Origin of the sequence: Rhabdobacter roseus (genome assembly GCF_014202275.1) — a bacterium.
Classification (GTDB): domain Bacteria; phylum Bacteroidota; class Bacteroidia; order Cytophagales; family Spirosomataceae; genus Rhabdobacter; species Rhabdobacter roseus.
Genome location: NZ_JACHGF010000001.1, coordinates 1055673 through 1067804, shown reverse-complemented (window position 1 = coordinate 1067804; position 12132 = coordinate 1055673). Strand labels below are relative to the sequence as shown.

Here is a 12132-nt window from a genome sequence, read left to right as displayed (position 1 = left end):
TTTCATCAGTTGGCCAGCTCAAGGAGCCCTTCTTTCAGCAAATCCTGCAGTAGAGCTTCGATGTCCTGCTGGCAGGTGTCGGTATCTACCTCGTACTCTTGCATGATGAGGTTACAGAGCTCGGCTACGGTTTGGGGCTCGGCTTCCAGGGCATCCCATACCGCAGCACCTACCTCGTCGAGGCCGTAGTAGACGCCTTTTTCGTGATTTAGAATCACTACTTCCCCGGCCACCGTTGAGGCGATCTGTTGGGTAGACAGCCGGAATTTTTTGTCATGAGGAAGACTCATACTACAAGATAAAAAGTTGGATATATAAAAAAGCCAATAGGTATCAGGTACCTATTGGCAAAGATATTGATTCTTACATAAATACTACACCTCAAACTTAATCCCCTGCGCCAGCGGCAGCGCCGTACCGTAGTTAATGGTGTTGGTTTGGCGACGCATGTAGACTTTCCAGGCATCCGAGCCCGACTCGCGCCCCCCGCCGGTTTCTTTTTCGCCGCCAAAGGCGCCGCCAATCTCCGCCCCTGAGGTACCTATGTTGACGTTGGCGATGCCACAGTCGGAGCCAACCTGTGACAGGAACAACTCCGACTCCCGGACGTTCAGGGTAAAAATGGCCGATGAAAGTCCCTGCGGAACGCCGTTTTGGATGGCTATGGCCTCTTCGAGGGTCTCGTACCGGATCAGGTACAGGATGGGCGCAAAGGTTTCGTGCTGCACAATGGCGGCAGTAGGCGCTACCTCCGCTATGCAGGGAGCCACGTAGCAGCCTGACTCGTAGCCTGGCCCGTCAAGTACCCTGGGGGCTACCACAAAGTACCCTCCTGATTGCTCAATTTCCGCCACCGTGGCCTGGTAGCTTTCCACCGCCGTAGTATCAATCAAGGGGCCCACGTGCTGGTGCTCATCCAGCGGGTCGCCAATGCGCAACTGGCCGTAGGCTTTGGACAAGCGCTCTTTTACCTCGTCGTAGATGCTCGCGTGTACAATCAGCCGCCGCGTGGAGGTACAGCGCTGCCCGGCGGTACCTACCGCCCCAAACACAATGGCCGGAATAGCCACCTCGAGGTCGGCCGAGGGTGCCACGATGATGGCATTGTTTCCCCCCAGCTCGAGCAGGCTCCGCCCGAGCCGACGGCCCACGGCTTCGGCCACGGCCTTGCCCATGCGGGTACTTCCCGTGGCCGATACCAGCGGCACGCGTACATCGTTGGCCAGCCATTCTCCCACCGAGCGTCCGCCCGTTATGAGGCAGGATACGCCTTCGGGTACTTCGTTGCTTTCAAGTACCTCCCGAATGACCTGCTGGCAGGCCAGGGCCGTCAGCGGTGTTTTTTCGGAGGGTTTCCACACGCACACGTCCCCGCATACCCAGGCGAGCATGGCGTTCCAGGACCAAACGGCCACGGGAAAATTGAAGGCTGAGATAATGCCAACTACCCCCAGCGGATGCCACTGCTCGTACATGCGGTGGCTGGGCCGCTCGCTGTGCATCGTGAGCCCGTACAGCTGCCGCGACAGCCCCACGGCAAAGTCACAGATGTCAATGATCTCCTGTACTTCGCCCAGGCCTTCCTGCAAGCTTTTGCCCATTTCGTAGCTCACCAAAGTACCCAGCTCGGTTTTGTAAGCCCGGAAGCGCTCGCCCATTTGGCGTACTATTTCTCCCCGTTTGGGCGCAGGTACCTGTCGCCAGGCCTGGTAGGCTTCCTGGGCTTTCTGAATGACACGGTCGTAATCCTCCCGGCTCGCTTCGTGGACCGAGGCAATGCGCTGGCCGTCCACGGGAGAGTACGATTCCAGGAGCGGTCCGCGGCCCTCCCAGCTCTGCTGCCCGGTACTTAGGCCGGGGCTCTGGGACTGAATATTGAGTTTTTTAAGAATAGCTTCCATACTTGCTTACTTCATATTTGTGGGTTCAAGTTATCGGCAACGTATTTTGTTGCAGAAGTACTCGCCCGGTTCAATCTTTAAAATAGCTGCCATTCTGGGTTTCGAGGAAGTACTGCAGCGGAATATCCTCCTGCTTCAGAAAGCCCCGCTGGGGCAGGGTACCCGCGGCCACCATTTCTACCACCGCCGCAATGGAAGCCGCGGTAGTCCAGGAAATGGCCCGCCAGTGCTGCCCGTCGATGGTGATGGGGTGGTAGGCCCGGTAAAACTCCTCCCGCTCCAGCTGCTGGCCTTTCCAACCTTCCACCACGGCATACACGTACACCACATCTTGCTGCACGGGCGGCTTGGCTTCGGTAAGTATTTGTTCAATGAGCTCGCGTTTGTCTTTCAGGATCAATTCGTACAGCATGAACCGCATCAGCTTGCAGTGGCCGGGGTACCTGATCGTCTTGTAGTTCATGGTGTCCACCTGCCCTTCGTACGTTTCACACATGGTTCCCAGCCCGCCGGAGGTACTAAAGGCCTCGAACTCCTGCCCCTCAATGTTGATGACCTCGATGCCATCCAGGGAAGGTACCATCTTCCGTACGCCGTTATGAATCACCTCGGCGTCGTTGATGTATTCGTTCACGACCCCCGCCGGCGACCAGGTAAAGGAGTACCCCATGAGCCCGTTAGGGTACCTGGGCAGAGCGCCCACGCGCAGCTCGATGTCGCGCAGCTTGCTGAAACGCTTGGCGAGGTCGGAACCTACGATGCCGATGAAACCCGGTGCCAGGCCGCACTGGGGTGCCATTACACCCTGACTATCTTGGGCCATTTCCCGAATGGCCGTTGTGGTAGGCACATCTTCGGTGAGGTCGAAGTAGTGAATTCCCAGCTGGTAGGCGGCCCGGGCAATGGGTAGGTTTAAATTATAAGGCATACAGGATACGACGGCGTCGAAGTTCTTCAGCGTTTCTAACAGCGAATCCGTATCGCTCACGTCTCCCCGAAGCGTCGGGAACGCTAAGGCCGTAGCGGGCTGGGCTTTGTCGAAACCCGTTACGTCAAACTGCTTGCTAAGCAAGGTACCTACTAAAGAGCCTACCTTGCCCATACCAATAACCAGGATTTTATCCATACTATTTGGGCTGATAAAATGAAATGGAAGGAAAAAAGAAAACGACAGAACCCGCGCGGTGAAGCGGGCCCGAAAAGTCAGTGCCTACCCGGCACGTGAGAGCACATGCTGCGAAGGTAGGCGAAACGCGCCAACTGTATGTTGATGGAAGGATTCAAATAGAACTAGTACAGGTTGCAACTAAGAAGCTGAAATACCGCCCGGCGAAGGTACCTTCGCTGACAAATATACCAAATCCGGCCCAGTCTCCAAAACGCCGCTCGGGTACCTTAGCCCTTCTGCTTTTTAGGAATCTGGATACCCACGTGGGTACCTATGCCCGATTCATTGGCCAGGGAAAGCGTTCCGTTCAGGCTTTCGACTCGATTCCTGACATTGCGCAGGCCCACCCCTTTCATGTCGTTCGTTTTTATCCCCTGCCCGTCGTCGGTGATGGTCAGCATGATTTGGCTCTCAGTTTCTACCAGTGACACCACCGCGTAGGAAGCTGACGAATGTTTGAATATATTGTTGGTGAGCTCCAGCGTCATGCTGTAGAGCTCAAATTCCGTTTTGCGGCCCAGCCTATCCTTTAAACCATTTACTTTTAGCTCAAACCGAATGTTATTACTTTCGTTGAGCTTGTGCACGAGCCGCTCGAGTGCCTGCACGAGGCCTTCCTTCTCAAGCTCCTGCGGGAGCAGGTTATGGGACAGCGCCCGAATCTCCTCGTAAGCGCCATTAATCATACTCTGTACGTCTTCGTAGATTTCCTGCTCCTCGGTCGAGAGTGCTTTTTTGTCCAGCCCCCGCAGGTACCACATAATAGTACCCAAGGTACCTCCCAGGTTATCGTGGAGCTCGGCCGCTACGCGTTTTCTTTCCAGGGTTTGGCCGTCTACGAGCGCCTTGCTGATGTCCGCATTTTTTTGCCGAAGTACCCGGTTGTTTCGCCACAGGATTCCCACCAAAAAAAGCCCCAATGCCGAAAAACCGTACAGAAACTGTTGGGTCGTTTCCTGCTTGTCGATAATACTCTGCTTGATGGTGGCGTCTTTACGCTGGTTCTCGTAAACAAGTTGATAAAACAAGAAGCGCCGCTTGAAGTCCTCAACCTGGGTATGCATTCTATTAAAGGAGACCTGCTCCAGGTACCGCAACGCCTCGGGGATATTCCCCAGGATTTTGTGGGAGCGATACAGGGTAGTCAGGGCCCAGGTCATGTGCTTGTTAGAATGGTAAAACTCCGTGAGGTGCAAAGCCTGCTCTCCTACCTCAATGGCCTTGTCATACTCTTTGGTCAGGTAGTACATGTTAGCAATGTCGTTCAGGGCGTCGAGCTGGCCGTATCGGTTTTTAATTTTATTAAATAGCCTCAACGAATGATATAGCGGCTCCTTGGCTTTGGCAAATAGCTTTTCGACTATATAGAGGTACCCTTCGCTTTTGATGACGGTGGCCTTACCCCAATCGGACTTTAAGGTATCAAATAGCCCGTAGGCCATGCGGTAGTAACGCATCGCTTCGGCGGGTTCCTTTTTCTGACGGTACATATTGCCCATGTTTTCGTAGCATATCGCCACCAAGCTATCATTTGCTTGGGCTTGATACACTTTCAGGGCACGGTTGAAATTCACACTAGCTGAATCCCATATCTGGTATTCGGAATAAATCTCCGCCTTAAATCGTTGCGCATTAGCTGTATAGATGGGCATTTCCAGATTCTCGGCCAAAGCCGTATTGGCATTAGCTAGATCCAAAAGGATGTCAAAATCGCCATTTGTCAAGTGATAGTAACCCAACGCATCGTAAGCCAGCACGATCCCTTTCTCCCACTTCCACTTTTCAGACAGTTTCAGCGCCTCCTGAGCATAATTACTTACATGCTGTAAATTTTCAAATCGATTTAGTAAGGCCGCCTCATAGTATTGCTGAATGAGCTGTGTATCCCGAGCAAAAGAAGGAGTCTGCTTTTCAAGTACTTGTATGGTTGCGTAAACGCCCGTTTCCTGCGCTACTGACGAGAAGGAAAGGAAAAAAAGTATCCCTACACAAATACGTATCGACGGAGGACTATTTTTCATTCAGGTACCCATTTGAGCATGAAAGTTAGGGATTTTTCGACAAACGGGCACCGTGCGTATAGCTTTCATTCCCTTTCCTTGCAGTATTTAGTTAGTATAGCAATTCTTACATCAAAAAAGACCCCGTTACTTAACGTTTACTCACAAAGGGATTATTTTTCACGTAAAAACGATACGGTAGATCCGCTCCCTGCGTGATGCCAATGCGGGTAGTCGTCACGATCTCAGCAGCAGCAGCGGAGAAGGGAGAGGAAACAAAGAGAGGCCCCTGCGTGAGGGAGGAAAAGTTATGCTCGGCCAACCGTATGCCCATGGCTTGCACCAGCTTTGCCGGCCCGCTACAGAGCTCTTTATCGGAAAGTGGCTTGCTTTTGGTGCCCGCCACCAGGTACCTTTCCTGCCGCCGTGCCCGCATCAGATCCAGGCCTTCGGTAGGCTCGAGCGCCCGGATCAGCACCGCTTCTCCTATGCCTATAGCGCCGCTCACTACATTGACACAATGGTACATTCCGTAGATCAGGTACACGTACAAGGTACCCGGCGGGCCAAACATCGCGGCGTTGCGGGTAGTTTGGCGGCGGTAGGCATGGCAGGCCGGGTCGCCCCACAGGTAGGCCTCCGTTTCCACGATGATACCCGCCGTGCGGCCTTCGGGGCTATCGTGTACCAGCTCACTGCCTAGCAGTTTTTGGGCGAGCGTCAGCGTATCGTGCTGCTGATAAAAGGTGTCCGGGCGTTTTGATTGAATAGCCATATATAAAAAAGGTACCTCCACCAAGCTTGGCCGGAAGGTACTTTACCAGGATAGCCCAAACGCAATGGATGTTCTTCTTCACCTTGGGGTAAATGTTCCCTGGTACGCTTGAAAAGAAGTACCCGCCTGGTCCCTACCCTTCCTTTCAAAAAAAATCCTATGAAATTCCTTCACCAGGCTTCACTAAAGAACTAACCTATTTAGGTTCAAGCAAGTGGCAGAAAACAATAGCCTCTTCCTGACGGTTATCTTAGGGAGTAAAAAGTAGGTGCCCGGGCTCTTGGTGTAAAAATAGAGCGTACGCTTTTCTATTAGGATAAATTTATTTAAGCAACTACTTAAATCAGCAATTGTATGAATTATAATATGAATATTGAAGGCATTCGGCTTGATATACAAGCCGTTGACCTAGAACTAGACGAAGGTTTTCTGCAACGCATCGAAGATTCCATCGCCCGTATTCGGCGTTTTTATAAAGGCGATATCATCTACGCCGACTTCTACCTTAAGCAGGAGACCAATCATCCCGTCAACGAAAAATCCCTGAATATCAAACTGGGCATTCCGGGAAATGACCCTTTTGCGTCCGAAAAAGGGGACGAATGGGCGGTACTTCTCAAGAATGCTACGGAGCAGCTCATTCGTCAGCTTCAGAAACAACACCGCAACAACTAAGATCTAAGGCGCTGAAGCGCCTTAGATTACATTCATTGTCTGTTCTTTGATCTTTTCCAGTTCGTCTTTCATTTGCACCACCAGCCGCTGAATGCTCGCATCGTTGGCCTTGGAGCCGATGGTGTTTATCTCGCGGCCAATTTCCTGCGAAATAAAGTTTAGCTTTTTGCCGTTGCTGTCGGAAGCATGGAGGGTTTCCAGGAAATAGTCCAGGTGGTTGTTAAGCCGTACTTTTTCTTCCGAAATATCGTACTTTTCGATGTAGTAGATCAGCTCCTGCTCGAAGCGATTAGGGTCGAAGTTATCGTCCGAGAGCAGGTCACGTACCTGCTTCTCCAAGCGCTCGCGCACGGCCGGAATGCGGTGCAAATCCTGCGCTACGACCTGCTCCAGGAGCGTCCGGATGGTCGTGATGTACTCCTGAAGCTTATCGGCGGTGAGCTTTCCTTCCTGCTGGCGGAACAGATCACACTTCAGCAAAGATTCTTCCAAGGCCTGCTTAATGACCGTCCAATCGTGGCTTCGGCGTTCTTCTTTGGCTACTTCGGTACTGTAGGCGTTGGGTAGTTGGAGGGCAATCCGCAGCAGTTCGGTAGGATCGGGCTCAAAAGCCAGCTCTTCGGCCGTTTGCCGCAGATCGTTGAAGTACGCTTTGATAAGAGGACGGTTCACTGCCGAGGCTCCGGCGGCTTCGCCCGTCTGCTGGTAAGTCATCGTAAACTCCACTTTGCCCCGCTCCAGTACCTGCGTAAGTCTATTCCGAACCTCGATTTCCCGCTCCGAAAAATTCTTAGGGATGCGGCAGTAAATATCAAGAAATTTCGAATTGAGCGTTTTAATTTCGATGGTAATGGTAAAGGTGTCGGCTTCGACGGTAGCTACTCCGTAGCCGGTCATGGATTTGAGCATGGGGTTGTTTTTAGGATTTATTGCGTTGGTGTTGCTTACCTGCCGGGTGCTGGTTTTCGGAGGGTTGCGGTTTGCTGGTTAAGGCGTTTTTTTCAATCACGGCCATCTCCCGGCGGTAGCGGGATACGTCACTGGCCAGGTAGATAGCCTGTAGCATCGAGCCGGGCTCGGCTTTGTCCTGCCCGGCGATGTCGTAAGCCGTGCCGTGGTCGGGTGAGGTACGTACCGCCTTGAGGCCCGCCGTGAAGTTGACGCCCTCGTTGAAAGCGATGGTCTTGAAGGGAATCAGGCCCTGGTCGTGGTACATGGCCAGCACCGCGTCGTAGCTGCGGTAGGTACGGGCCGCAAAGAAGCCGTCGGCCGGAAAAGGCCCGAATACCAGCTGGCCCCGCTGCCGGAAGTCCGCGAGCACGGGCTCAATGATGTCTTGCTCCTCCCGACCCAGCAGACCGTTTTCGCCCGCGTGCGGGTTAAGGCCCAGCACCGCCAGGCGCGGTTTCTGAATCCCGAAGTCTTTCCGCAGCGAGGTAAGCATTTGGTTGATCTTCTCGGTGAGGCGCGGCGGCGTCAGCTGCGACCGTACTTTGTCCAGCGGGATATGCCCGGTAAGTACCCCCACCCGGAAGTCGCCCGCGACCATGAACATGAGCGCTTCTTTGGCCCCAAAAGCGTGGGCCAGGTACTCGGTATGCCCGGGAAATTTAAATTCTTCGCTCTGAATATTATCTTTATTGATGGGGGCCGTCACCAGGGCGTGGATCTTTCCGTCTTTCAGGTCACTGACGGCCCGGCTCAGGCAGGCCAAAGCCGCTTGGCCGGCTTCGGGCGTTATTTTGCCGGGTTCCACTTCGGTTTGGCTGTCGTTCCAGCAGGTAATGACATTGCTGTGTTTTCCGCTGGCTTGCTCGGGCCGCTGAATCCCCTGCAACGTCCACTCTTTCATATTCAGCATGTGTTTGTACCGGTTAAGTACCCGCAGCGACCCGTACACAATGGGCGTACAAAAACTAGCTAATTTATTTCCTTCCAGGGCTTTTAAAATTACTTCCGGGCCTATTCCGTTGTAATCGCCCAGGCTTATCCCGATCAGGGGTTTTTCTATTTGTTCCTCACTCATGCATGTACAAATAAAAGTAGGTTTTACGTGGCACGGGGCCTGCCCAAAGAAGGTTTTTCAAGGTACCTGGAGCGGCACTTCCGTACATCTTCCCCGGCATTAAAAAGGCCCAGCTAGCTATTTCTTTTTACTTTTGTCTTTTAATTAAAGGGCAAGTTACGAAAATTCACCGCTCGCATGAAAATACTGATCGCTGACGAGATGCATCCTTCTCTTTTTGCCCGGCTGGAAGAGAACAGTTGGTCCTACGCCTACCACCCTCATTTCCGACGCGAAGATATCCTCAGTGCTTTGCCCCAGTTCGAGGGATTAATCATTCGAAGTAAAACCCGCGTCGACCGGGAAATGTTGGCGCAGGCTGCACGTTTGCGCTTCATTGCCCGAGCGGGGGCGGGACTGGACCTCATTGACCTGGAAGCTGTACAAGGCCGGCATATTCAGCTTTTTCACGCCGGGGAGGGCAACCGCGACGCCGTGGCCGAGCAGGCGGTTGGGATGCTGCTGGGCCTGATGGCGAATATTCTAAAGGCCGACCGGCAGGTACGTCAAGGTACCTGGGACCGGGAAGGAAACCGGGGTACCGAGCTCATGGACAAGACCGTAGGCCTGGTAGGCTACGGCAACAACGGCAGCGCAACCGCCCGCCGACTGAGCGGCTTTGGCTGCCGGGTACTGGCTTACGACAAGTACCGCGACCACTACGGCGATGCCTACGCCCAGGAAAGTACCCTGGAACAGATCATGGCTGAGGCCGACATCCTGAGCCTGCACGTACCACTCACCGAGGCTACCCGCTCGCTCATCGACGCGGCCTTCATCGCGCGTTTTGCAAAGCCTTTTTATTTGATCAATGTGTCTCGGGGAGAGGTAGTAAGCCTGGAAGCCGTGGTGCACGGGCTGGAAAGTGGCAAGCTCCGGGGCGTCTGCCTGGATGTGCTGGAAAACGAAAAGCTGGACCGGCTCACGCCCGCCCAGCAAAGTACCTTCGACTACCTGCGCGCCTCTGACCGCGTGGTACTTACACCCCACGTGGCGGGCTGGACCCACGAAAGCTACGAGCGCATCAACGAAGTGCTGGTGCGGCAAATCCGGGCGTGGGAACAATCCGGCTGAGGTACTTTATATTTGTTCAGTTCCGCATCCGCACCAGCTTGTCGTAGTTCAGGATCGTGATCAAACTACCCTTCATCTCCACGAGCTTTTCTTCCCGGAAATCGGATAGCGTGCGGATCACCGTTTCGGTGGCGGTACCTACCAGCGAGGCAATGTCCTCGCGCGTGATGGCCATCGAGAACGGTTTGTTTTTATCTTCCTGGTAGCGGTTTACGAGCATCACCAGCGCCTCGGCCACGCGCTTCCGCACGGAGTTGTAGGCCAGCTGCAGCAGCCGCTCTTCGCGCTCCATGATTTCGTTGGATAGAATCTTGATAAACTTGGAAGCTACCTCCCGGCTGCCTTGCAGCAGGCTAAAAAAATCATCTTTGGGAATAACGGATACTTCGGCTTCTTCGAGGGCCACGGCGGTTTCCTGGTAGGCTACGCCCTGCAATAAATCTACGTAGCCAAAAAAATCGCCCTCTTTGTACAAGTCGGTGATGTACTCCTTGCCAAACTCGTTGGCTTTGTAGGCTTTTACTTTTCCTTTTTGCAAAAAGAAAATCCCCGTCGGGTAGCTGCCTTCGGTATATACGGTATCCTTCTTGCGGAAGTGCTTCACTTTTTTGTCTTCGGCCAGCTTGCTGAGCGAATCAAACGAGCGCGCTTCCTCAATGAACTGGTCGAGGCCCTCGGCAGTGCGGCGAAATTCGGCTTTGATCCGCTCGCTTTTCTGAATCCGCATCTCTACCGCGCTCAGCAGCTCTACGTCGTCGTAGGGCTTCGTGAGGTAGTCGTCGGCACCCATGGTCATGCCTTTGCGGTAATCATTTTTTTCGGCTTTGGCCGTCAGAAATATAAAAGGAATGGGTGCCGTTTTGTCGTCTTTGCTAAGCATGTGAAGTACCCCGTAGCCATCCAGCTCGGGCATCATGATGTCGCAAATGATGAGGTCCGGCTGGGTTTGTTTGGCCAGTTTCACGCCCTCTTTTCCGTTCTCGGCGGTGATGACTTCAAAGTGGGCCAGTTCCAGAATTTCGGCCGTATTGTCCCGCATTTCCGGATTATCTTCAATCAGTAATATTCTTTTGGTATGCATGCTCAGGGCGTTGATTAAACCAGCTCGTGCCGGTGATGGGGAAGCTGTACATAAAATGTAGTACCCTTACCGGCGATACTCTTGAAAGTAACCTCTCCGCCGAGCAGGTCAATGTACTTTTTAACAATATTCAGGCCTAGCCCGGTACCCTGCGCATTGCCGGCGTTATGGGCTCTGAAGAACCGGTCAAATACGTAAGGTTGATCTTTTTCCGGAATGCCGATACCCCGGTCTTCAATCTCAAAATACACCGTTGCTACGTCGGTGCGGGAATGCAGGCGAATCACCCTTCCCGGCTCGGAGTACTTGATGGCATTGGATAGCAGGTTGATGAGCACGTTGCGGAGGAGCTGCTTGTCAAGCCAGAGCTCCGTCGGGCCCTCGTGCTTGTACTCAATCCACTGCCCTTCCTTGCACAAGCCTCGCAGGCCTTCGATCAATTCATGACAAAAAGCCATTAAATCAAACCGCACCTGAACGGACTGTACCCGGCCTTCTTCCAGCTTACCAATCGAGAGGAAGTCGTTCAGGATCTCCGTGAGGTTGGTAACGGCCGCCTTGATCCGGTGCACGTGTTTCTGGCGTTTGTCTTCGTCCTCGCTCAGGGGGTACCTGCCAATCAGGGATGCCGACGACAGGATGGTGGCCAGCGGGGTACGAAATTCGTGCGAAGCAATGGTCACGAATTTGCTCTTCATGTCGTTGAGTTCGCGCTCCTTTTCCAGGGCCCGCATCACTTCTTCCTGCGAGGTTTCCAGTTTTTGGAGGGCTTCGGCCAGCTCGCGGGTACGCTGCGTCACGCGCTCTTCCAATTCGGAGTTCAGCTTCTGGATCTCCAGGTTGGCTTCCCAGATGGCGTTCTCCTGCTTTTTACGCTCGGTTATATCAATAACAAAACTCACCACGAAGTCGCCCTCGCTGGTGGAGAATGGACTCAAACTGACCTCTACCGGAAACTCGGTGCCGTCGCGCCGACGGGCAAACAGATCCAAACCACTACCCATACCCCGGGCGTGGGGGCCGTGTGAGTAGCCCACCCGGTTTTGCACGTGCTGCTTGGTATGGCGCCTCGGAACAAGTACCTCGATTTTTTCGTCCACTAGCTCTCCATCGGCGTAGCCGAACATCTGCCGGGCTTTGGGGTTCACCATCACGATATACCCCATACCGTCTACCACAACGATACCTTCCGTGGCATGCTTGAAAAGTGCATCGAGCATTTCAATATGCCGCTTCATTGCTTCTGTATGTTTAATATATAAATCTAACATACCAAGTTAGGGGACGATTTCCAATTAGCCAATTATTTTAAACTACGCTTCGTTTAACGTTCTACTATTCAATTATTTATAATAAATATTTTATTCTTACCATCGAACCCGACAGCGATCAA

The 12132-nt window shown here is 53.2% G+C and carries 11 protein-coding genes; 2 read left to right on the top strand and 9 right to left on the bottom strand.

Features of this window, described 5'->3' with window-relative positions; all coding sequences use genetic code 11:
• Nucleotides 1-5: 5 nt before the first annotated feature.
• From HNQ92_RS04495 to HNQ92_RS04475, 5 genes are all read right to left on the bottom strand, one after another.
• Complete coding sequence (locus tag HNQ92_RS04495; RefSeq protein WP_184171503.1) at nucleotides 6-290, bottom strand: PqqD family peptide modification chaperone; 285 nt, start codon at nucleotides 288-290, stop codon at nucleotides 6-8.
• 84 nt (nucleotides 291-374) lie between these two features.
• Nucleotides 375-1901, bottom strand: coding sequence for an L-piperidine-6-carboxylate dehydrogenase (amaB, locus tag HNQ92_RS04490; RefSeq protein WP_184171501.1), 1527 nt, complete (start codon nucleotides 1899-1901; stop codon nucleotides 375-377).
• 70 nt (nucleotides 1902-1971) lie between these two features.
• On the bottom strand, nucleotides 1972-3027 hold the full coding sequence (locus tag HNQ92_RS04485; protein ID WP_184171499.1) for a saccharopine dehydrogenase family protein: 1056 nt from the start codon (nucleotides 3025-3027) through the stop codon (nucleotides 1972-1974).
• Between the two features lie 269 nt (nucleotides 3028-3296).
• Nucleotides 3297-4766, bottom strand: coding sequence for a tetratricopeptide repeat-containing sensor histidine kinase (locus tag HNQ92_RS04480; RefSeq protein ID WP_184171497.1), 1470 nt, complete (start codon nucleotides 4764-4766; stop codon nucleotides 3297-3299).
• 454 nt (nucleotides 4767-5220) lie between these two features.
• Complete coding sequence (locus HNQ92_RS04475; RefSeq protein WP_184171494.1) at nucleotides 5221-5844, bottom strand: DNA-3-methyladenine glycosylase; 624 nt, start codon at nucleotides 5842-5844, stop codon at nucleotides 5221-5223.
• A gap of 354 nt (nucleotides 5845-6198) precedes the next feature.
• Here HNQ92_RS04475 and HNQ92_RS04470 point away from each other — a divergent pair, with 354 nt between their 5' ends.
• Complete coding sequence (locus tag HNQ92_RS04470; protein ID WP_184171491.1) at nucleotides 6199-6519, top strand: HPF/RaiA family ribosome-associated protein; 321 nt, start codon at nucleotides 6199-6201, stop codon at nucleotides 6517-6519.
• Nucleotides 6520-6540: 21 nt separating this feature from the next.
• Here the strand turns inward: HNQ92_RS04470 and HNQ92_RS04465 are convergent, their stop codons facing one another.
• Both HNQ92_RS04465 and pdxA read right to left on the bottom strand, forming a co-directional pair.
• Nucleotides 6541-7428 carry a YicC/YloC family endoribonuclease gene (locus HNQ92_RS04465; RefSeq protein ID WP_184171487.1) on the bottom strand — a complete coding sequence of 296 codons (888 nt, stop codon included), beginning with the start codon at nucleotides 7426-7428 and terminating at the stop codon, nucleotides 6541-6543.
• A 10-nt stretch (nucleotides 7429-7438) separates the two neighbouring features.
• Complete coding sequence (pdxA, locus tag HNQ92_RS04460; RefSeq protein WP_184171484.1) at nucleotides 7439-8545, bottom strand: 4-hydroxythreonine-4-phosphate dehydrogenase PdxA; 1107 nt, start codon at nucleotides 8543-8545, stop codon at nucleotides 7439-7441.
• A 177-nt stretch (nucleotides 8546-8722) separates the two neighbouring features.
• Here pdxA and HNQ92_RS04455 point away from each other — a divergent pair, with 177 nt between their 5' ends.
• A complete protein-coding gene (locus HNQ92_RS04455) occupies nucleotides 8723-9658 on the top strand; it encodes a 2-hydroxyacid dehydrogenase (protein WP_184171481.1) in 936 nt (311 codons plus the stop codon).
• 16 nt (nucleotides 9659-9674) lie between these two features.
• Here the strand turns inward: HNQ92_RS04455 and HNQ92_RS04450 are convergent, their stop codons facing one another.
• Together HNQ92_RS04450 and HNQ92_RS04445 are read right to left on the bottom strand one after the other, a co-directional pair.
• Complete coding sequence (locus HNQ92_RS04450; protein WP_184171478.1) at nucleotides 9675-10739, bottom strand: response regulator; 1065 nt, start codon at nucleotides 10737-10739, stop codon at nucleotides 9675-9677.
• Nucleotides 10740-10753: 14 nt separating this feature from the next.
• Nucleotides 10754-11977 carry a PAS domain-containing sensor histidine kinase gene (locus HNQ92_RS04445; RefSeq protein ID WP_246439608.1) on the bottom strand — a complete coding sequence of 408 codons (1224 nt, stop codon included), beginning with the start codon at nucleotides 11975-11977 and terminating at the stop codon, nucleotides 10754-10756.
• Nucleotides 11978-12132: the final 155 nt, after the last annotated feature.